The organism is Rhizocola hellebori (assembly GCF_016862955.1).
In the GTDB taxonomy this organism is placed as follows: domain Bacteria; phylum Actinomycetota; class Actinomycetes; order Mycobacteriales; family Micromonosporaceae; genus Rhizocola; species Rhizocola hellebori.
Window position 1 is genome coordinate 82,686 of sequence record NZ_BONY01000019.1, and the last position, 21,127, is coordinate 103,812.

Below are 21,127 nucleotides of genomic sequence, written 5' to 3' on the forward strand. Positions count from 1 at the left end.
GCGCTGGCGATCTTTGAGCATCCGAGCCGTCATGAGGCGGGCTGAGGTCCGCGCCAAACTGGCTGCGCGGGAGCGGCCGAGAGCCAACCGTGACGCGACCGTGACCCCGTCGACGACGGTGGGCGTCGGTGTTCGTCTATGAGCACCGCTGGATCATCGACAGGCGAAGGGATCCGACGATGCGCAAAGGTACAAGATTCCGAACAGCTCTGGTAGTGATCGCGATGGTGGCCGCCTTGCCGATCGGGGTGCCGGCCGCCGGCGCAGCCCCGGGCGGCGCGGTCGTCGCCGCGGACAGTGGCGACGGCCTGGGCACCCTCGCCGCGGCCACGCCGCTGGCCGGGCCGGACCGCCACGAGAAGGCGGCCGCCGACAACAACGCCGCCGATCGCGCCGCGACCAAGGACCGCAGCGTAGGCAAACCGCTGGTGCCGCAAACCCCGGCGGTGCGCGACACCAAGGCCGTGGAAACGGCCGGTGAGGGCGCTGGGCTGGCCGCGCCCGCCGCACCCGCGGGCCGGGCGGGCATCAACGTCCCGATCGCCGGTGACAACGGGGTCAGCTGCACCTACAACACCATCGAGGACGCCATCGCCTCGGCCGCGGCCGGTTCGACGATCTTTATCGCGCCCGGCACCTACGTGGCCACGACGGCGAATGTCGACTTCAACATCTCGAAGAATTTAAATCTTGTTAAGGGTACTTCTGCCTGCGTGGCCACGGTCGGTGGAGCCTCGACCGACGTCGTCCTGCAGCGCAACGCGGGCTCGACCGTCGACGCGGTGATGGAGGTGTTCGGCACCGCCGTCGTGCGCTTCGACCGGATCACCATCGAGGGCGGCAACTCGGCCGAAGGCACCCTGTTCGTGTCGGGCAGCGCGAATGTGACCCTCGACGATGCGATCGTGCGCAACGGCAACAATCCTTCGGCCACGGTCGGCGGCGGCGGCGTCCGGGTCAGCGACGCCACGGCTTCGCTGACAACGATCAACGATGCGCAGATCGAGAACAACACCGCGGTGTCCGGTGGCGGCATCTACGTCGACGACGGCGCCGTGACGATCGACGACCTGACCAACGTCGAGCTGAACACGGCCTCGGGCAGTGGCGGCGGCTTGTACGCCATCAACAACGCGACCGCGGTTCTGTCCAACAACGCCGATATCATCGACAACGACGCGGTTTCCCGCGGTGGTGGCGCTTTTGTCGACACCGGGTCGACGCTGTCGGTGACCGGCGGGGCGACCTATGTCGGCTTCACCGCCAAGGCAAACACCGCCAACCTCGGTGCCGGCATCTTCGCCCAGGGCGGGTCGACCGTGACGGTCGGTTCGGGCGGCACGGTCAACGCCAACAGCGGCGGCTTCGGTGCAGGCATGTACGGCCTCGGCGCCGGAACCACCCTGCGTGTCGACAGCGGTGGCGTGGTCACGGCCAACACCACCACGAGCAACGGGGCCGGTGTCCTGGTCACGAGCGGCGCGCTGGCCGACCTCAACGCGGGCGCAGCCATCCGTGGCAACACCGCGACCGGATTCGGTGGCGGCGTGGGCGTTTTCAACACCGCCACCCTCGACGCGGACGGTAGCGGGACGGAGGCGGTCGAGATTTCGGGGAACACGGCCGGCACCTTCGGCGGCGGCATCTACACCGTCAACACCTCCACATTGGACACCGTGCACATCGTGGACAACACCTCGGGAACCGAAGGCGGCGGCCTGTACCTGGGCGCCACCGGCTCGGTCACGATCACCGAGAACCTCGCGTGCGGGCCTGCCACCTTCACCAAGGAGCACTACTGCAACGAGTTCCGCGACAACACGGCCGGCACCACCGGCGGCGCGGTCTACACCGGCGGCGGCGACTTCACCGCGGTGCAGACCGGATTCATCGGCAACAGCGCGGCCAACGCGGCCGTCATCATCGCGTTCGGTGACGCGGTGGTCAGCGTCAAGGCGGCTTTGATCATCTTGAACACCGAGACGACCTTCGGCGGCGAGGCTCTGGTCACCGGCCACGACACGTCGTCGATCACCCTGGTCGGGGTGACCTCCGCCGATCAGACGGAGGCGCTGCTCGACACCGACGACACCGCCACCGCGACCACCAGCCGGGTGCTGACCACGACCGGCACCCTTACCCTGGTGGCGACTCCAGCGGGCAACTGCAACATCGGCGCTGTCGCCGCCGACTTCCCGGGCCTGCTGGTCGCGGTCATCACCTTCACCGCGACGACGCGCACCGACTACATGCCGGTCGCGGGTGCTTCCAGCCTTGACCGCTGCAACCTGCTCAGCGGCCACGCCACCGACATCGACGACACGGCGGTCATCGATGTGGCGCCGGCCGGTGGAAACGACTACGACGTGGGCGCTTTCGAGGCCCTCGCGTAGCCCTAGCCGCTCACCTCGGCCACCGCTGCCAATCGCATCAGCGGTAGCCGAGGTGAGCCGCTGCCCGCCGCACATCGTGCAGCAAGACTTCCATGTCTTTGCGGGTCGTCCGGTAGTTCAGGACACAACCGCGAAGCGCGAACCGGCCCGCGACCGTGGCGTTGCTCAGATAGGAGCTGCCGTCGCGCTGAACCTGCAGCATGATTTGCTCGTTGATCCGGTCGAGCTCAAGCTCTTGCTCCGTTGACAAATCCTTGCTGCGCATCGCTTGTGGCAGGTACCGCAGACAGAAGATGGACAGACCCACCGGCGCAACCATCTCGAGGTCTTCGCTCTGGTCGACCAGCTCCGCGAGATACCGAGCACAGTCCATATTGGAGTCAATGGCCTCGGCGAGCCCGTCGGCACCCACATGAGCGATGGTCATCCAGACCTTGAGCGCGCGGAAACGCCGCGACAGCTCCGGCCCGTACTCCCAAAAAGCAAATGCTTCCGCGGCATCGTCCTGCATGATCCTGACGTAGTCGGCGGTGCCGAGGGTGAAGGCGCCGGCCACCGCGCCGGGATCGCGATAGATCAGGCAGCCGCAATCGGCCGGAAGATAGAGCCATTTGTGGGGATCGAGCGCCACCGAGTCGGCCTGCTCGATCCCGTCGAAGAGCGGCGCGGCCGAAGGCGCCAGCCGGGCGAACCCGCCGTAGCACGCGTCCACATGCATCCACATCCCCTGATCGCGGGCGATCGCCGCGATCGCCGCGAGGGGGTCGACCGCGCCGGTGACGACGGTGCCGGCGGTCGCCACCACGCACAGCGGATCGGCGCCGGCGGCGCGGTCGGCGTCGATCTGGCGGGTCAGGTCGGCGACGTCCATGCGCAGCAAAGAATCCAGCGCCACCTGCCGCACGTTGGCTCTGCCGATGCCGATCAGCGCCGCCGCCTTGTGAATCGAATGATGGGCATCGGCCGAAACATAGACCGTCAGCGGCCGGGACTGGGCGGTGATTCCATGCTGGGCCACGGTGTCGCCGCACCGGCGATGCCGCGCGGCGACCAGCGCGCACAGGTTGGCCATGGATCCGCCGCTGAGCAGCAACCCGCCCGCGGCTGGATCCAGTCCGATCGCCTGTTTGATCCAATCGATGGTGACATGTTCGAGCTCGGTCGGTGCGGGCGCCGAACGCCACGCGGGCAGGTTGGCGTTGAGCGCTGACGCCAGCAGATCGGCGATCGAGGCGATGGCGGTGCCGGGCGCGGAGACGTAGCCGAAGAACCGAGGATGTCCGTTGTGGCGGCTGCCGGCGGCGATCACTTCGTCGAAGGTGGCCAGCAGAGTCGCGAAGTCGCGTCCGGCGCGCGGTAGCGGCTCGGTGAGCTGTTCGGCAAGCCTTGCGGCGCTGACCTGCGGGGCCACCGGCAGATCACGCAGGCCGTCTTCGTGGGCCGCCATCCATTGCACCGCAGCGGCGCCCATGTCGCGAATCCTCGCCGAGCCTGGATCAAGGTTGTTGATCATGATATGAGCTTACGCCGATCCGTTTCCGGGCGCAGGTGTCCAGCCCTGTGCGACTTAGCGTCGGCTGCCCAGCATGGCATAGCCGAGGATTCCACTTACGGCGATGGCTGTAGCTGCGAGCATGGCTGTCCGGTTGTCAGTGGGCTGAACCATCCATGTGAATATCACTTTGTACGTGGGCCGCGCGGGCGGTTCCGGCACCGACCCCAGCACCAGCAGGGTCCAGAGCACCGGGATGAGCGGTGCTCTGGCCGCGCCGAGGACGACCGCCCCGAACGCCACCAATCCGGTCAGCCCGGCCACGTTGCGCAGGAGCTGACCGATGCTGGTCATCGGCTCGCCCGCGAGCGCGGCCGCGGCGAGCAGCCCGAGGACCGCGGCGCCGGCCACGATGATGTGGGCTGCGCGTCGGGGCGGCCAGGCGATGGCGGCGGTGGTGTCCAGATCGTGGTCTGGCCCGGCCAGCCCGTGGCTGATGGCGGTGGTGGCGGCCAAGGTGATCAGAATGGCGGCGAGGGCACGGGCCAGGGGATGGTCGACTGTCCGGCCGAGCGCCCACAGCGCCACCGCGCAGCCGAGCACCACCGCGACCGTGGCGGGCACCGCCCGCGAGCGAAGGTAAAGGGCCAGTGCTCTCATCCGTTGGTACCAGAACCCGTGAGCAGATCCAGCCGGTCGCCCGTGAGGCAGCCGCGCTCGGCGTCGCGCAGGGCGGTCACCCGGGCGCGCTGCTGGTCGGCGGGCAAGGCTCGCAGAGCGCCGAGGGCAGCTATCGCCAGAGCCCCTTCGGGGCCACCTCTTTGCGGCGGCTCGCGGTCGAGCAGCCATCCCACGACGGCCAGGCGTGCGGCCATGTACCGCGTCGTCGTTTCCGATGTCGGCTCCCGGCCCATCAGGCTCAAACAGAGCGGAACCCCACCACCTTCGAGCATCCGGGCCAGCAGCCTGTCGCGGGTCAGCGCGGCGTCGGAGGCGTTGAGCTCCAGGCGCAGCAGCAGGGTGTCGGCCGCCGGCCGGGTGTCGTCGGCACGTTCGTCGATCTGCACCGTCACCGCGACGGGCGCCGAAGGCAGCTTTGAGTCCAGAATGGACAGTGCTTGCCCGGCCGGATCGCGCAGTTTGTCAAGCATGTGGGACTGTGCCCGCGGAATGCAGATCCGAGGCTGGTCGGTGGTGCAGGTCAGCTCGGTGGCGTGCGGGTTGTCGACCCAGGCGGCGGCGAGGTTGGCGGGCAGGAGCGCCACCGCGACCACCGCGCCGAGCGCGATCGGCAGCAGCGCGGCAAGCCTCGTGGCGGGCCGGGCGGCGGCGTGCAGGGCCAGCCCGGCGACGGCAAGCGCCAGCAGCCACAGCGCCTGGGCCAGGTTGGCTCGGCCGGTGAGCATGTGCAACGCGGCACCGGTATCCACCTTGCCCTCATTCAGGTCTGGTACCTGCAAATTGGGAAAGAACAGATAGCCGCCCGGACTCCCGGGTGAACCCGGGCCCGTTGGATGGATCATGTTTGGCACCAGGGTCAGCGCCACGAACCCGGCGACCACGACCATCGGTGAGGTCAGCGGCGAGGGCAGCAGCGCGCCCACGGCCAGGCCGACCCAGACCGCGGCGACCATGGACAGCGCTCCGATCGCGATCAGCGGGCCCGCCGAAGCCGGCAGGTAGCCATTGGCGTGTTGGAGGTGGCCGGTGGCGCCGGCGAGCGTGACCAGGTAGGTGGCGACCGCGGCGATCGCCATCGCCCCCGCGGTCGGCAGGACGCGCCGCCAGCGGGGCCGTGGCGTGGTGTGGAACAGTTCCTCCACTTTGGAGCGTCGCTCGCGGATGCCTTGCCAGGCACCGGCGCCCAGCGCCAGCGGCAGAATCAGCACGAGGAGCGTGCGCTGCCTTACCACCAGGTCCATCCATGACGCCTCCGGCAGGTTGCCGGCGTAGATGACGAACAGGCCCGCCGCCGCTATCAGCAACGCGGCCAGCGGGGCCACCGAGCGGAGCAGCTCTATGCGCAGAATCCGGCCGCCCATCACTTCACCTGCTTGTCGCGGTGGCGGCGCAGAATGGCCGAGTACCCGCGTTCGGCTGCGCTGTCCCCGTCGCCGGCCTCATCGCCCGCGGCGGCCGACAGGTCGGCGGGCACGCCTTGAAACACCAGCCGCCCGTTGTCGATGAGCACCACATCGGTGCAGGCGGCCGCGACGTCCTCCACCAGGTGGGTGGAGACCACCACGCAGGTGTCGGTGCCAAGTTCACGAAGCAGCGCCCTGAATTGCATGCGCTGCTCGGGGTCCAGGCCGGCGGTGGGTTCGTCCAGCAGCAGGATGGCCGGGTCGTTGACGATGGCCTGGGCTATCCCGACCCGGCGCACCATGCCACCGGAGAGAGTCTTCATCCGGTCCTGCGCCCGGTCGGTCAGCCCGACCCGTTCGATCGCGCGCTGCACCGCGCCGGGGATCTCGGCGGCGGGCATCTCCTTGAGCCAGGCGATGTATTCGATGAACTCCCGCACGGTGAAGCGGCGGTAGAAGCCGAACTCCTGTGGCAGATAGCCGATCTGGCGGCGTATGCCACGCAGGTCGAGGCGTCCGCTGACCTTTTCCCCCAGCAGTGTCAATGTTCCGCCGGCCGGGCGCAGCACGGTGGCGATCGAGCGCATCAGCGTGGTCTTGCCCGCTCCATTGGGGCCGAGCAGGCCGTGCACCCCGGCATCCACCGAAAGATCGAGCCCGTCGACCGCCATCCTCCGCCCGGCACGGACCCGCAGCGCTTCGGCCTGAATAGTCCAGCCGTAGGTAGTCGGCGCGGTCTCGGCAGTGCTCACCGCACGAACCATGGGGTGCTCCTCAATCCGGTGTAGGCATCGCGGCGCACCACCAGCGCGACCGCGATCATGGCGATCAGCGCTGCCCAGTAGGGCAGGCTGACCGGTTGCAACAGCAAGGGGACGCGAAGGGTCAGCAGACTCGGGGTGATCACCGCGGCTGTCCACGCCAAGCCGAGCGCCGCTGCCGCCCAGCGCAGCCCGATCAGCTCGCCCAGGGCAAGAGCGCCAGCCGTGAACGCCAGACACGGCAACAGCCATGCCGCCGGTGACGCGCCCGTCAGCCAACCGGCCACGGCCAGCGCCGGGACGATCACCACCAGCACCGCGAGCGTGCGGCGCAGCACCATATACAGGCCCGCCCGGGGGCTGGCCACCACCAGCTCGTGCGCCGGGTCCAGCCCGGCCGACCAGAGCGCGGCCACCCCCAGCAGCGGCGCCACCGGTGCCACCAGCAGCACCAGCGACGGCCACACGCGAGCGCCACCGGCCAGGTCCAGCCCCAGCGCGGCCGCGACCACGAGCACCGTCATCGCCAGTCGCGGCCACAGGCCCGGCGGCGCCCACCGGCCCACCCGGCGGTGCCGCCTCGCGACGGGCATCTGCGGGCTTCGGGCCAACGAGACCGCCAGATCTGTTTCCACGCGGGCCAGCAACGACACCGTCTTCGGGCTTTGCCGGATCACGGTGTCGCCGAGGCGCGCCCTGCAGGGTGCGCAGTTTTCCAGGTGGGCCTCGATCGCCCAGAGAACATCCGCGGCGACAGCGACGTCGCCCGCCACATAGTGGTGCAAAGCTGTCGCCGAGAGGTGGTCCGAAGGGTTCATGACAGCGCCTCCCGCAACGCGATCCGGGCCCGCCGCGCGCGGGTCTTCACCGTTCCTTCCGGCAGGCCCAGCAGCACGGACGTCTCCCGCACGGTGAGACCGTCGAGCACCATGGCCTGCAGCACCTGGCGCAGCTCCGGCGACAGCCTGCGCAGGGCATCACCCATGGCGTCGCCCAGCACCGGCTCAACCACCTGCTCCTCGGCCGCGGGCGCGGCCCGCGAAACCAGGCTGGCCGGGGGCGGCTGAGCTTCCCGTGCCCGCCGGCGCAACCCGTCCACCAGCCGCCGGGCGGCGATCGTCCACATCCAGCCGACAGCGGAGCCGCCGACGGCCGCTCCCGCGAACGCGGCAGCCGCCCGCCACACCGCCAGGTACGTCTCCTGCATCACCTCGGCGACAAGGTCGTCGTCGGCGCAGCGTCGGCGCAGCCGGGTACCCAGCCACGGCGACGTTCGCCGGTAAAGCTCATCGAAAGCACCCCGGTCGCCGCGAGCCACGCGACGCACCAGCTGCTCCTCGTCCATCGAGGTCACGGCGCCTATCCTGCCTGTCACACCCAGCAAGACGACAGCCCACCATGATCAGGTTCTCACCATGAGGTGACCTGGGAATATGATCACTGCCGGGCGAGATTTGGAGCGTTGCCGCGCAGCACGTACTTCTGGATCTTGCCGGTGGCCGTCTTGGGCAGTTCCTTGACGAAACTCACCCCGCGCGGCGCTTTGAAGTGGGCAAGATGCTCACGGGCGAAGGCGATGATCTCCTCCTCGGTGGCGCTGGCCCCGTCGCGCAGCAGCACGAAGGCGTGCGGGGTCTCGCCCCATTTCTCATGCGGCAGACCGACAATGGCCACCTCCTGCACGGCGGGATGGCGCAGCAGCGCGCCTTCCACCTCCACCGAGGAGATGTTCTCGCCGCCGCTGATGATGACATCCTTGAGGCGATCGCGGATCTCCACGTAACCATCCGGATGCACCACCGCCGCGTCGCCGGTGTGGAACCAGCCGTCGCCCATAACCTGTTGTGTCGCTTGCGGATCGTTGTAGTAGCCGTGCATCACCACGTTGCCCCGCACCACAATCTCGCCGAGGGTCTGACCGTCGGCGGGCACCACCGCGCCGTCGTCGCCGACCACCCGCAGCTCGCCGGAGGTCAGCAGCTCCACCCCTTGCCGTGCCTTGACGATGGCGCGCTGCGCGAGTGACAGGTCGCGGTGCTCGGGCAGCGGCGCGCAGACGGTGATGAACGGGGCGGTCTCGGTCAGGCCGTAGACCTGGGTCACCTCCCAGCCGAATTCGCCCTCCATCCGCTCGATGGTCGCCGCGGCCGGCGGCGCTCCGGCGGTGACCACCCTTACCCCGCTCGGCACCTCGCCGCGCGCTTCGGCCGGCGCGCTGGCCAGTGAGATCAGCACCGTCGGCGCGGCGCACAACAGGCGGGCACCCTCTTCGCGCAGGAGCCGAAACACTTGGGGCGGTTCGACTTTCGGCAGACAGACGTGGGTTCCGGCGGCGGCGGTGACTATCCAGGTATAGGTCCATCCGTTGGCGTGGAACATCGGCAGCGTCCACAGGTAGCGCTCGCCGACCGCCATCGGCAGGTGCAGCAGCGTCCCGATCATGTTCATCGCCGCGTTGCGATGTGTGATCATCACGCCTTTGGGCCGGGCGGTCGTCCCGCTGGTGTAGTTGATCGTCAGCAGGTCCCGCTCACCGATCTCGGGCGCGGCGAAGTCGGGCGTGGCCTGCTCGACCGCGGACTCGTAGTCGAGCCAGCCCGGCCGATCCGCCCCTGAGTCGAAAGCGACGAAGTGGCGCACCTGCGGCAGCTCTTCGCGCACCGCGTCGATCGCGTCGAGGTAGTCGCCGGACGCGCAGACCACCACGGCGCCAGAGTGGTTGATGATGTAGACGAAATCCTGCGGGGTGAGCCGATAGTTGATCGGCACGAGCACCGCACCCAGCTGCGGGACCGCGTAGAACGCCTCCAGCTGGGCGTGCACGTTGGGGGCGATGGTGGCCACGCGCTCGCCCTGCGCCACCGCCAAGTCCTTCTGCAGCACGGCCGACCATCGATCGCACCGGTCGAAGAACTGCGCATAAGACAATCGCAGCGCGCCGTCGACCACAGCCTCCCGGGCGCCGTGCAGCTGCCTGGTGCGGCGGGCGAACTCCAGAGGCGTCAGCGCAACTTCCATTGGTAAATGCTATGCCCTGGCCCGCGCCGGATCTACCTGTCCACGCAATGGGATTTTCTTCCTGCTTTGTGAGACGCCTTCGCTAGGCTCTGGGCATGTACGTGCATGGACATCACGAGTCGGTGCTGCGCTCGCACCGCTGGCGCACGGCCGAGAACTCCGCCGGTCACCTGCTGCCGCATCTGAAACCGCACCAGTCGCTTTTGGACGTGGGCTGCGGCCCCGGCACCATCACCGCCGACCTGGCCAATCTCGTCGGCCACGTCACCGCGCTGGAGACCAGCGAGGAGGTGCTCGGGCTGGCGCGCGGCGAGGTCACCTCGCCCAACGTGACCTTCGCCGTGGGCGACGTGCACGCGCTGTCCTTTGCCGACAACACCTTTGACGTCGTGCATGCCCACCAGGTGCTGCAACACGTCGCCGACCCGGTGCGCGCGCTGCGGGAGATGGGGAGGGTCTGCCGGCCGGGTGGGCTCGTCGCGGTTCGCGACAGCGATTATGCGGGATTCATCTGGTACCCAATGCTTCCCGAACTCGACGAGTGGCTGCGCCTCTACCGCGCCATGGCCCGCCGCGCCGGCGGTGAGCCGGATGCCGGGCGGCGGCTGCTGCACTGGGCCAGGCAGGCCGGCTTCACCGATATCAGCGCCGGCTCAAGCACCTGGTGCTATGCCACGCCCCAGGAGCGGCAGTTCTGGGGTGGCATGTGGGCGCAGCGCATCAAGAACTCGTCGATCGCCACCCAGGCGCTCGAGTCCGGCCACGCCACCCAGGCCGACCTCGACCGTCTCAGCGCAGCCTGGCTGGCCTGGGCCGACGACCCGAGCGCCTGGTTCTCGGTCGTGCATGGCGAACTCCTGTGCGTCGCCGGCCCGCTACCGACCTGACGCCGCGGCCGGCGGCTTGCCCGAAACCCGGTGGCGTCGCCGGCTCGCTGTCGACCTGACGCCGCGGCCGGTGGCTTCGCCCGAAGTCTGGTGGCGGGCGCCGGCTAGTCGAGGTCGGCGGCGAGCTCGGCTGGGGCGCGCATCCGCCACGCGTCGGTGATGAGCTCGCGCAGGCGGTCCACCTTCACCCGGGCCAGGCGCAGCATGACCAGCGGCGCGCCGTCGTAGCCGGGCGCGGTGAAGAACAGCTTCGGCTCGCCCAGCAGCAGGGCCTGCTTCTCGGCCTCGTCACCGACATAGAGCACCGCGATGTCGCTGCGGATGACCCGTGGCTTTCCCGGCAAGCGCTCCGGGTAGGACCAGACGAAACCCCTGTTGCCCACCCGAAAATCGAAGCCGTCGCTTTCGATCTCGACGACGTGGGGCAGGGCCAGCGCGAGACGCCTCACGTCATCGGCGTCGGCCATCGCCATACCTCCGGTGAATCTCGAAACTCAGGTGCCGGGTTCAAACAGGATCTCCGCGTTGTCGAGCTTTCCGGCGGCCAGCTCGGCCTCGTCGACCACCACCAGGAAATCACCCTCGCCGAAAGCGTAGCGCTGCACCGAATAGCCGTTGACGTAGAGCAGCAGCTGCGGTGAGCCCAGGTCATCGAGCTGCTCGCGGGTCTCCTCGCGGAACGGGTGTGGGCTGCCCAGCAGCTGCACCACGCCGCAGGGCACCCCGCCCAGCAGGGAGAGCTCCTCGTCGATGGCGCGCTCGACCTCGTAGTCGAACCGCTTGGAACTTGGCCCGTTCTCATCGCGCTCCTGCGCGACGAACGAAGGACCCAGCCGCAGCTTCCGCTCGGCGAACAGGCCGTCGTCGGCCAGCCCATCGGGGCGCTGCGCCACCGTGAGCAGGCCCGGCCGTGGCACGTGAAGCAGCTTCGCCGTGGCCGCATCTATTTCGTACCCATAGGCGCGGTCGCTGTCGTAGATAGCGAACAGGTACATCATTCCGGCAAGCCCAGCGCTTCCCGCCACCCCGGTCTTGCGGACGTCGTCGAGGTTGATCTGGCACACCAGCGCCAGCGGCTCGTCGGTGTCGTCCTCCACCGGCCACACGAAAGCCTCGTCCACATGCGGCAACCCGCCGACCTTGGACACCCCGACCGGCAACGGCCCCTCGGACGGCTCCGCCATCGCCGCCCCCACCACCGGATGCAGGAACGGCGTGACCGCGTCACCGACCCTTTCCCCAAGCTCCCCAATCACGTAGTCGGGCCACAGCCGCTGATTGAGCGCCGCCGTCAACTCGTCGATCATCAATGTCGCCTCTCCTTCGCCGCGATCCGGCCAGTCTCGCAGAGTCGGAATTGTGGCAGACACCGGTGGCGAAGCCCGCGCCGTGATGCCACCGTGACAGCCGCTTCCCACTATGGACGGCATGCGATTGTTGCTCACCGGTCTGATTGCCACGCTAACCGTGGCCCTGCTCCCGTCCGTTCCCGCCGCCGCCTCCGTGGCGGACCACTACCTCACCGAAACGTCGGCTTCGGACAGTTCGTCGCCCAAGACGATCACGGTGACCTGCCCTGACGGGCAGATCGTCTACGGTTTCGGCGGCGCGACCCAGGACGGCGATGGCCAGGTCGCGCTCACCTCCATCCTTCCCAACATCGGGCTCACCGCCGTGACCGTGGTCGCGCAGGCCCGCGGCGGCTGGACCGGCAACTGGTCGGTGATGGCCGTGGCCAGCTGCTGGGCACCCGGAAACCTTGCGCTGCACCGGGTTGTCACGACCAATGGCACGGCTTCGGCAACGGCGTCCTGCCAGGGTGAGAAGATTGTCTATTCCACCGGGTTCGTCGTGACCTCCACTTCGGGAAACCCCTTCATCGACTCGGTGGTGCCCTCCTTCGATCTGTCGTCGGTGGAAGTTCACGGCGGCGGCGTCCTGTTCGGCCAGGTGGAGGTGAAGGCGGTCGCGCTGTGCGGCTTCCGGATGCCGGGCCCTTACCCGTTCTACAAGCAGCGCACCCAGGACACCGTGCCGGTAGCCGCCGGGACCACCACCACCGCGACCGCGGACAAGGCGCACATCTCGATCGCTGGAGTCAACTGGATCTTCGGGGCGGGCGCGAGCTCGACCCGGCCAGGCATGTTCATTGACGCGCTCGGACCTTCACCCGCGCTCGACGGTGGGTGGGCCCGGATGTCCCGCGGAACGGGGGTGGCCGCGAAAACCGCGAAAGCCATGGCCGGCACCGAGGACGACGACACGGTGACGGCTTACGGGGTCTGCATCGGCACGTGGTACTAGGCGGGTTTGACGCCTATGGCCCGCATGGCGTTCAGGTAGCGGTCCCGGGCCCGCTTCGCCTCGCCGTGCTGGCCGCCGGCCACCAGCGCCTCGATTAGGGCGCGGTGGCCGGCCTCGTCGTAGGGGTCGGCGCTGAGCAGGCGCAGCAGATGCCCGACGGCGACACCGGGACGCCCGCGTTTGCGGCTGATCTGGGCGAGCATGCGCAACACGCTCAGGTATCCGCCGCGGGCCTCTTCCCGAAGCGCCACAGCCCATTCCGCATAGGGCTCGTCTTCGAAGACATCGGCGCGGTAGCGGTCCAGACAGGCTGAAAGCAGGCGCTCCGCCTCGTCCAGAGCGCCCCGCTCACGCAGCCGGCGGGCGTGGACCAGGTCGGCGAGGAAGTCCTCGACGTCGACCCGCAGCCGCCCGATGTCCAGCCCGACGCTCGCCTGATCGGCCACGATGTAGTGATCCGAGGCGAGCACGCGCTCCGGATCCAGCACCCGGCGAATGATCGACAGCAGCACCGAGAGCCGGTGCCCGCTGGAATCCTCGCCCCGCCAAAGCATTTCACGCAGCTCGTCGCGGGGCACCGGCCGGCCGCGCCGCGCCACCAGGATGCGCAGGAGGTCTCGCGCCCGGCGGGACTGCCATCGGGCGGCCGGCACCGGCTGCCCGTCGAGCCACACCTCGAACCGGCCGAAGGCCCGCACCGTCACCGCCGCGGTGTCGGCCGTCTCGGGGGCGACCCCCGCCCGGGCAAGGGTTTCGGCCGCCTCCAGCGCACCGAGCCGGTCGCCCACCCCGGCACCGACGAGATGCCCGAGGCGGTGGCCGACCCGGGCCGCTTCGACGTCCGCCTGCGCCTGGGTCCACACCGCAAACGCTTCGCGCAGCGCGTTTCTGGCCCGAGCCGGGTCGGGCTCAGCGATCGCGCGCAACTCAAGCGAGTCGGCGAGGCCGGCCGGGTCGCGCTCGGCGCTTGCCCTTTCGGCCGCCTCGGTGGCGAGCTTGGTGGCGGTCGCCCTGTCCCCGGCGTGATGGGCAACCCAGCCGCTGGCCAGCAACGCGGCCACCACCACCCGGTCCGAGGCGAGCTCGGTGGCGCGTTGGGCGAAGGTGGCGGCGTGCTGCGGATCTTCGGGGGCGAACAACCGGGCCAGGCCGCACAGCGCGGACACCTGAACATGGTGTGTGCCAGCCTCTTGCGCCAGCTCCAGGGCGCTCTCGAAGGCGGCGCGGGCCTGCTCGGCCCAGCCGCGGCGGCGATAGACCTCGCCCAGGCCCAGCTGCGCGGGTGCCGCGCGGCGCGGGCCGACCCGGCGGAATATCGCCTCGGCCCGCTGGAACTGCCGGATCGCCTGGTCGTATTTGCCAAGCATCATCAGGGCGTCGCCTGAGTTGCAGTAGGCGACAGCGCGCAGGTTGGAGTGGCCGGCGAGCGCAGCGAAGTGCGCATTTTGCTGAGCGGTCGCCAGCGCCGCAACGTATTTCGCCTCGCACAGGTGGCGGAAGGTCTGGCTGGCCAGGATGCGCGCCCGCAGCAGAGCGCTGCCCACCTTCTCCGCCAGCTCGAGCGCCCGAAGGTTGTGCTCCTCGCTGTCGGCGTCGCGACCGGAGACGCTATCGCACAGCGCGAGCGTCACGTGGGCGGTGGCCAGGGCGAGGTCGTCGTTGACGGCGCTCGCTTGTTGGCAGGCCAGGTTTGCCAGGGCGACCGCGGTGTCGATCTCGCCGAGCTGCAGCCGGGCGCTCGCCCGCCAGGCCGACAGCATCGCCTGGTCGGTGGACGGCTCGGCGTCGTCGCGTGCGCGTTCAAACGTCTCAAGCGCAGCCCGCGAATCGCCCCGGTGATAGTGCAGCATTCCCATCCGCCAGGCGATCGCGGCGTCCCACACCGGCTCGGCTTCGGCCACGATCCCGTAGATCTGCGCTGCGGCCAGGGATGATCCGGAGGTGCGCACCGCGTCACCGAGCAGCAGCTGCTGCTGGCGACTGCGGTTGGTGTTCTTGGTCAGGATGTCGATGATGAGTGAGCCGTGGCCTTCGGCCAGGATCTCCTGCCCGTGCCGATCCAGCAGCCGTCCACATTGGACTAAGTCGCCCGCTCGGGCGAAGGCCTTCAGCGCGGCGCAGGGGTGCCCCGCCTCCTCGTACCAGCGCGCCGCCAGCATCGCCAGGCCGTTGCCCGGTGCGTCCTCGCGGGCGACATGCGCGACTATCGGGATCACCCGGTCGTCGCAGAGCAGGCCCATCGCGGTGAGCATGCGAAGCCACGAGGCGGCCTCCGCGTGGCCGAGCGCTTCGCCGAGGCCCGCCGAGACCGGGGTGAGGTCCGCGAGATCGACCAGCAGCGCCCGCACCTCCTGCGGGAGCGGCGCAAGCACCTCCTCGCTGACGAAGCTCCACAATGCGGAGCCGGGCTCGGGCAGCACAGGTTCCCCCGCGGCCACCGCCTCCCCGGCCAGGCGCACCAGGGCGGGCCAGCCGCCGGTCATTGTGTGTACCTGATCCGACAGATCCAGATCGCGCAGCCCGTACTCGTTTTCCAGCAGCTCGGTAGCAGCCTCGGCGGAAAGGGCCAGCTCGGCCGGGCGCACCTGGGCCAGCCCGCGCAGCCGGGCCGGCAGGACGGGCAGCGGGAACCGCGACGCGATCGCCACCCGGGCCCCGGACGGCAGCGCGTCGACGCTGGCGAACAAGGCCTGCGCCGCATCGGGCGTCAGCATCGGAAGATCATCGATGACGGTGTCGCCGCCGGTGAGCCCGGCGACGCCGCTATGCCAAGTCGCAGCGGGGTATCGCTGGCGCAGCAGGCTCGTCTTGCCATAGCCTGCGGCGGCGACCACCAACTCGATCACCGGCAGCACCATGAGACCAGACTGGCGGGCCGATCGCCGCGGTGGCAAGGCATTTTCGTCACCTCGACAGGGTTAGGAACGGGCCGGGCCGAGCTCTAGCCCGTACCAGTCGAGAATCTTTTGTAGTGGCTCGAAGTTGGTGTAGATCTCGGCTTCATTGCAGTCGCCGTTGCCGTTGAGGGTGATCCCGACGGGCCAGGCGTAGACGGTCGGGCCGACCTGGACCGGCGTCATCAGGGGGCCGCCGGAGTCACCGGGCTCGGAGCAGATCTCGGCGCGGATGAGGCCTTCCATCACGAACCCCGGCTTGTTCTGGCTGGCATCGATGGCGGTCACCACTCCGCAGGTGTACTTCGTCGTGTTGCCCATCTTGCACAGGGTCTGGCCGACCTCCGCGGTCGCGACGCCCAACGCCAGCTGGATGATGCCGGGCTTGGGGTAGCCGATGGAAAGGTTGGTGTTCACGGCGTACTGCGGGGTGAAGGTGACCCCCTTTTCCGTGATCCGGCCGAAGTCGCCGTCCGGGCCGTAGACCCAGTCGTCCGTGCGCTGCCCGAGGTAGTTGCCCTTGCGTTCCCAGTGCGCCGAGGTGCTGACGCAATGCCCGGCGGTGAGGATGTAGGTGGTGGACCCGATCGAGGTCATCGGGCCGGTGGTGCAGTAGTGGACGGTTTGGCGCTGGCCCTGCATGCCGTGACCGCTGTAGAGGTTCTCAAGATTCTTCGCGGGCGAGGTCTGTTTCACGTCGACCTTCGCGAGATGATCGGCGAGCATGGCCGACACCGCGGCCGGCGCTGGGGCGGTCAGCCGCAGCACCACCCGATTGGCCTTGCGATCCACCCAGGCCATGCTGTCCACCGGCGCTTCGCGGACAAGACGATCGCGCAGGGCATCGAGCTGTGTATAGGTCATCGTCGCGGCCTGCGCCGGGTTCGCCGCACCCGCGGCGACGACACTCACGACCAAGGCCAGACTGCAGCGGCGCACCCACCGGTCCATAACCCATCTCCTCTACTTGAATATTCGGGAGTATAGATCAATGGGCGGATATCCCGAATGTGTGGGAACGACGCCCATGCTCTCGGGACTCAGCACCGTCCATCATGGCCGAGGGGGGCCGTCGCAATCACTATCCCGACAGCCCGGACAACAGATTCCGTAGCGTCGATGGGTGAACGCCGCCCTATGCTCGGCGTGCCGGAGACGGCAGGGGGAGGACAACTAATGCAAGAGGAGAGAGCGTTAGGCATCGTGGTCATCCGCAGCGATGACACCCGAGCACACCTTTTTCGGGACATGGAACAGCTCCTGAGAAGCTCCGCACCGGGCGCCACGGGCAACCCCGGCGCGGTGGAGTTCTTCAGCACCGCCGGGCACCGGCTGGCACCGGTCTTCGGCCCGAACTGGCGGCTGCTGGACCTGGTCGAGACCAATGACAAGGCCCAGCCCGAGGTGGTGCTGCACCGGCTGCGCGCGACCGTCCGCCACATGCGAAGCGACCTGCGCGCCAACCTGGAAGCGGTCGAGAGCGCCGGGCTGAATGTCGATGACGGGCTTGCCCGGCTGCCAAGCATGCAGGGAGCATCGCTGGAAGCAGCGCTTGAGGCCTGGGCCCAGGTGCTCGGTCACTTCCTGGGATCGCATTCGGCAGATCCCTGGCACAACTTCTGGGTGCACGGCATCTTCTAAACGCCGACGCCCACCGACACAGCAGGAGCCCGCCGATGTTCGTCATGGGGATGCGCCGGCTGGCCGTGGCCGGCATGGCAATCACAGTGCTGCTGCTTGTGCTGGTAGGAAATCTGGTCAGCGCCGGGGAGGTGTCCGGCCGGGCGACCGCGCTGACGGCTCCGATGGTGGCCTACGCCATCATGGGAGCCGTCGTGCTCACCGGGGTTCCCGGCCACCTCGTGGGCCGGATGATGGTGGCGGCGGGTGGGGCCGCGGCGGTGGCGCTGCTGGCCTACAGCTGGGCGGCGTGGCTTCCCGCGGCCTGGCTGAGTCAATGGGCCTGGTGGCCCCCGTTCGGGCTGATTACCTTGGCGCTGTTGGTGTTTCCGGACGGCCGGCTGCCCTCCCCGCGATGGCGGCCGGTGGCCGTTTCCATCGCGGTGGGCACGGCGGTGGCCAGCCTGGCTTTGGCGCTGGCCGCGCTGGATCACCCGCGTAACCTGCTCACCAGCGTCATCGACTTCACCCCGCGTGCTCAGCTGCTCATCCGGGTGGCAGCGGTCGCCGCGCTGGCCGCCGTCGGCGGGCTGCTGGCGACCCTGTGGGCGCTGTGGCTGCGCTGGCGCCGGGCCGACGGAGACACCCGGCACCAGCTGGCCTGTCTGCTGCCGGCTGCGATTCTGTTCGTTTTCGGTTTGGCTGTACTGGATCCGCTCGACATCTCGGGCGGCTACGTGGTGATCGCGGTGGCTTTGCCGCTGGGCATGTGCGTCGCCATCCTGCGATACCGGCTCTACGGATTGGACCAGGTCGTCAACAGGACCATCGTGTGGCTGTTGATGACCCTGCTGGTGATCGTGGGGTTCATCGCGATCGTTACGCTGCTTCGCGATGCGGTGCTCGGCGGCAGCGTCTCCTCCGCCTCTCTGGTCGCGACCGGGCTCATCGCGGTGACTTTCGAGCCGTTGCGCCAGCGCGTGCAACGGGTCGTGAACCGGCTTGTCTACGGCGATCGCGACGACCCCTACCGGGTCATCGCCCGGCTCGGCGAGCTGCTGGGCCGCACGGTGGAGCCGCGTGCCGTCCTTCCTCAGCTGACCGAGACCATCGCCCGTTCGCTTCAGGTGCCTTACGTTGCCGTACAGAAGGAGGAGGGCGACGGGAATTTCGTTCTGCTGGCCGAACATGGGCATGCTACGACCACAGTGGACACCTTCGACATGGTCGCGCACGGCGCACGGCTCGGCCGCCTGATCGTCGCCAATCGCAGCCCCACCAGCCGGTTCACCCAGCGTGAGCGGCGGCTGCTGGGCGACCTGGCGGTCCAGGCCGCCGTCGCCGTCGAGGCCACGCGGTTCGTGCTGGACCTGCAGAACTCGCGTGAGCGGCTGGTGATGGCCCGCGAGGAGGAACGCCGCCGCGCCCGCCGTGACCTGCACGATGGGCTTGGCCCGACCCTGGCCGGGATGGCGATGCAGGTGCGTGCCGCACAAAAGCTTGTGACGGGCCATCCCCGGGTCAGCGACATCCTGACCGCTATCGCCGAAGACCTTCATATGTGTACCGGGGAAGTGCGCCGCCTGGTCGACCAGTTGCGCCCGCCCGCGCTGGACGCGGGTCTGGTGGCGGCGCTGCGCAACGAATGCCAGCGCTTCGCCAGCACCACCCTTGCGGTTCAGCTGCGCGCGAGCGGAAGGATGGACGGGCTCCCCGCGGCGGTGGAGGTCGCCGCCTACCGCGTGGTGGCTGAGGCACTGACCAATGTGGCCAGACACGCCCAGGCGCGCACCTGCCGGGTCACCGTCGACCGGGAGCGATCGCTGAAGCTGGAGATCCTCGACGACGGCGTGGGCATCGCCTCACCCGCCCTGCGCGGCGTTGGCCTGGACTCGATGCGAGAACGCGCCGCGGAGCTGGGCGGCCAGTTCACCATCGGGGAAGCTTCGCCGCACGGCACCGCCATCCGGGTCCGGCTTCCCCTTCCCCTGGAACACGCCGATGGCTGAGCCCACCTCCACCTCCGGCGGCTTCCGGGTTCTGGTCGTCGACGACCATCCCGTGGTGCGGCGCGGATTGCGGACTCTCCTCGACGGCGAACCCTGGGTCAGCGAGGTACGCGAAGCCGCCACCGCCGCCGAGGCGCTGCGCGAGGTCGTCAGCCGCGGAATCCATGTCGTATCAATGGATGTCTCCCTTCCCGACGGTGACGGAGTCGAGGCCGTCGCCCGGATCCTCGCCGCCCGCCCTGAGGCTAAAGTCCTCATGCTGACAATGGCCGACGACGAGGAAATCATCGCCCGCGCGCTGCGCGCCGGCGCCCGCGGCTACCTGGTCAAGGAAACCGACCCCGACACCATCGTCGAGGCCCTGCACACCGTTGCTGTGGGCGGTGTCGTCCTAGGCCCGAGGATCGGCCCTTCCGTCCTGTCCACCCTGCGCCGGGCCCCGACGGAGGTCCCCGCCCCCTTCGACCGCCTCACCGTGCGCGAACGCGACATCGTCACCCTGCTGGCAAACGGCGAAAGCAACGCACGCATCGCACGCCAACTCGGCGTCAGCGAAAAAACCGTGCGCAATCAGCTTTCCAGCGTGTTCGCCAAACTCGAAGTCGCCGACCGGGTGCAAGCCGCGTTACTCGCCCGCGACACCGGCTTCACCGGCTGACGCCTCGCGCCGCTATCGGGTACCGGGTCGTGCGGGCCCACAGAATCCCCGCCGCCGGAACCAGATACACCAGCGAAATCAGGATCGTGGCATACTCACCGATAACGATGTTGGTGACTATCGCCCCGACCATCGTCAAAACCAGCCCGCCCGCCGCCACCGGCGTCAGACCCGGCAGAACCCTAGTCGCCGCCGGGACAATAAGCCCCACCCCGCCGAGCACCTCGGCGACCCCGGCAATCCTCAGCAGCACCACCGGAATGGCGTGATACACGGCCTCCAGCTCGGCCGTGGAGACCACCAGCTTCGACAGTCCCGTGGTCACGAAGAAGAAGGCGGCAATCGCCGACACTATCCACAACAGAATCTTCATACCCCCACGTCGAACGAGCCCCCACTCCTTCGACATCACGCACCAAGATTTTTTCGTCGGAACCTCAACCGCTGATCGCCGAGGGGTGCCCCTTCATTCCCTGGGTGGCAACTCGTCATCGTTCAGCCGGACGGCCTCCTGGCCTCTCACACCGATGCCGCCGCCACCACCTCCTCAGTGCTGCACATCCATGCGTGCTTCGCCGCGCCGGGCGGCTACGCCGTCAGCCCGCAGCCGCTAGATCATCTCCAAGCTCTCTCCCAGGCACGACTGCTCGTCGCGAGTACCTCCATCTCTGCATCCGACACGTGATGCAGAGACGGTCGCTCTTCATTGCTCCGCGCTGGGACTGCGCGCAATGGCTCGAGTCTGTGCGATCCTTCGTCACGGGATACCTCGCACAACCGGGCCACTGCCCTTAGCTGTCTTGCTCCAGAGCTTTTCGCCGATGCGCATCGATCACTCTTCTGGAGGGGTCGGCCGCGGTGGGATCGTTCAGCCGGTCGGTGAGCAGGAACGCGGGTAACTCCCACCCGGTAGCCTCGGTGAGTTGGAATGTTCCGCCGATGATGCCGGGATCCCATCCTGCGGCCAGCGCGCGCTCGATAATGGCCCGTACATCAGAAGGTGTCGG

At 68.8% G+C, this 21,127-nt stretch carries 18 protein-coding genes; 6 read left to right on the forward strand and 12 right to left on the reverse strand.

The window, feature by feature from the left end; all coding sequences use genetic code 11:
* Window positions 1-179 precede the first annotated feature (179 nt).
* Complete coding sequence (locus Rhe02_RS17630) at window positions 180-2,393, forward strand: beta strand repeat-containing protein (RefSeq protein WP_203909325.1); 2,214 nt, start codon at window positions 180-182, stop codon at window positions 2,391-2,393.
* A gap of 37 nt (window positions 2,394-2,430) precedes the next feature.
* On the opposite strand, the gene Rhe02_RS17635 is transcribed toward Rhe02_RS17630, so the two are convergent.
* The 7 genes from Rhe02_RS17635 to Rhe02_RS17665 all read right to left on the reverse strand — a co-directional run bounded on the left by Rhe02_RS17635 (window position 2,431) and on the right by Rhe02_RS17665 (window position 9,748).
* Window positions 2,431-3,906, reverse strand: a complete 1,476-nt coding sequence (locus tag Rhe02_RS17635) for a pyridoxal phosphate-dependent decarboxylase family protein (protein WP_203909326.1) — start codon at window positions 3,904-3,906, stop codon at window positions 2,431-2,433.
* 54 nt (window positions 3,907-3,960) lie between these two features.
* Window positions 3,961-4,545 (reverse strand): hypothetical protein, encoded by a 585-nt coding sequence (locus tag Rhe02_RS17640; protein ID WP_203909327.1) that lies wholly within the window; start codon window positions 4,543-4,545, stop codon window positions 3,961-3,963.
* Window positions 4,542-5,927: a hypothetical protein gene (locus tag Rhe02_RS17645; protein WP_203909328.1), complete on the reverse strand. Its 1,386-nt coding sequence runs from the start codon at window positions 5,925-5,927 to the stop codon at window positions 4,542-4,544. Before Rhe02_RS17645 ends, Rhe02_RS17640 begins: the two co-directional genes overlap by 4 nt.
* Entirely contained in the window at window positions 5,927-6,733 is an 807-nt protein-coding gene (locus Rhe02_RS17650) for an ABC transporter ATP-binding protein (RefSeq protein WP_203909329.1), read from the reverse strand. Before Rhe02_RS17650 ends, Rhe02_RS17645 begins: the two co-directional genes overlap by 1 nt.
* Window positions 6,718-7,548 carry a zf-HC2 domain-containing protein gene (locus Rhe02_RS50525; RefSeq protein ID WP_275412621.1) on the reverse strand — a complete coding sequence of 277 codons (831 nt, stop codon included), beginning with the start codon at window positions 7,546-7,548 and terminating at the stop codon, window positions 6,718-6,720. Before Rhe02_RS50525 ends, Rhe02_RS17650 begins: the two co-directional genes overlap by 16 nt.
* Window positions 7,545-8,075, reverse strand: a complete 531-nt coding sequence (locus tag Rhe02_RS17660) for an RNA polymerase sigma factor (RefSeq protein WP_203909387.1) — start codon at window positions 8,073-8,075, stop codon at window positions 7,545-7,547. The genes Rhe02_RS50525 and Rhe02_RS17660 overlap by 4 nt, the downstream gene beginning before the upstream one ends.
* A 92-nt stretch (window positions 8,076-8,167) precedes the next feature.
* A complete protein-coding gene (locus tag Rhe02_RS17665) occupies window positions 8,168-9,748 on the reverse strand; it encodes a long-chain-fatty-acid--CoA ligase (protein ID WP_203909330.1) in 1,581 nt (526 codons plus the stop codon).
* Between the two features lie 95 nt (window positions 9,749-9,843).
* On the opposite strand from Rhe02_RS17665, the gene Rhe02_RS17670 reads away from it, so the two are divergent.
* Window positions 9,844-10,635, forward strand: coding sequence for a methyltransferase domain-containing protein (locus tag Rhe02_RS17670; protein WP_203909331.1), 792 nt, complete (start codon window positions 9,844-9,846; stop codon window positions 10,633-10,635).
* Window positions 10,636-10,739: 104 nt separating this feature from the next.
* On the opposite strand, the gene Rhe02_RS17675 is transcribed toward Rhe02_RS17670, so the two are convergent.
* A complete protein-coding gene (locus Rhe02_RS17675) occupies window positions 10,740-11,102 on the reverse strand; it encodes an MmcQ/YjbR family DNA-binding protein (protein ID WP_203909332.1) in 363 nt (120 codons plus the stop codon).
* A 27-nt stretch (window positions 11,103-11,129) separates the two neighbouring features.
* The gene (locus tag Rhe02_RS17680; RefSeq protein ID WP_203909333.1) at window positions 11,130-11,942 is read right to left on the reverse strand and encodes a DUF1963 domain-containing protein; all 813 of its coding nucleotides are present in this window, start codon (window positions 11,940-11,942) and stop codon (window positions 11,130-11,132) included.
* A 121-nt stretch (window positions 11,943-12,063) separates the two neighbouring features.
* Between Rhe02_RS17680 and Rhe02_RS17685 the strand changes: the two genes are divergently transcribed.
* Complete coding sequence (locus Rhe02_RS17685; protein WP_203909334.1) at window positions 12,064-12,939, forward strand: hypothetical protein; 876 nt, start codon at window positions 12,064-12,066, stop codon at window positions 12,937-12,939.
* Here Rhe02_RS17685 and Rhe02_RS17690 read toward each other — a convergent pair.
* Entirely contained in the window at window positions 12,936-15,797 is a 2,862-nt protein-coding gene (locus Rhe02_RS17690; protein ID WP_203909335.1) for an AfsR/SARP family transcriptional regulator, read from the reverse strand. The genes Rhe02_RS17685 and Rhe02_RS17690 overlap by 4 nt on opposite strands.
* 60 nt (window positions 15,798-15,857) lie before the next feature.
* Window positions 15,858-16,784 carry a S1 family peptidase gene (locus Rhe02_RS17695; RefSeq protein ID WP_203909336.1) on the reverse strand — a complete coding sequence of 309 codons (927 nt, stop codon included), beginning with the start codon at window positions 16,782-16,784 and terminating at the stop codon, window positions 15,858-15,860.
* A 225-nt stretch (window positions 16,785-17,009) separates the two neighbouring features.
* Here Rhe02_RS17695 and Rhe02_RS17700 point away from each other — a divergent pair, with 225 nt between their 5' ends.
* Genes Rhe02_RS17700 through Rhe02_RS17710 form a run of 3 tightly spaced genes read left to right on the forward strand, consistent with a single transcriptional unit; the run spans window position 17,010 to window position 20,120 of the window.
* Window positions 17,010-17,474 (forward strand): hypothetical protein, encoded by a 465-nt coding sequence (locus tag Rhe02_RS17700; RefSeq protein WP_203909337.1) that lies wholly within the window; start codon window positions 17,010-17,012, stop codon window positions 17,472-17,474.
* Between the two features lie 35 nt (window positions 17,475-17,509).
* Window positions 17,510-19,462: a sensor histidine kinase gene (locus tag Rhe02_RS17705; protein WP_203909338.1), complete on the forward strand. Its 1,953-nt coding sequence runs from the start codon at window positions 17,510-17,512 to the stop codon at window positions 19,460-19,462.
* The gene (locus tag Rhe02_RS17710; protein ID WP_203909339.1) at window positions 19,455-20,120 is read left to right on the forward strand and encodes a response regulator; all 666 of its coding nucleotides are present in this window, start codon (window positions 19,455-19,457) and stop codon (window positions 20,118-20,120) included. The genes Rhe02_RS17705 and Rhe02_RS17710 overlap by 8 nt, the downstream gene beginning before the upstream one ends.
* Here the strand turns inward: Rhe02_RS17710 and Rhe02_RS17715 are convergent.
* Window positions 20,110-20,493: a DoxX family protein gene (locus Rhe02_RS17715; RefSeq protein WP_203909340.1), complete on the reverse strand. Its 384-nt coding sequence runs from the start codon at window positions 20,491-20,493 to the stop codon at window positions 20,110-20,112. The genes Rhe02_RS17710 and Rhe02_RS17715 overlap by 11 nt on opposite strands.
* Window positions 20,494-21,127: the final 634 nt, after the last annotated feature.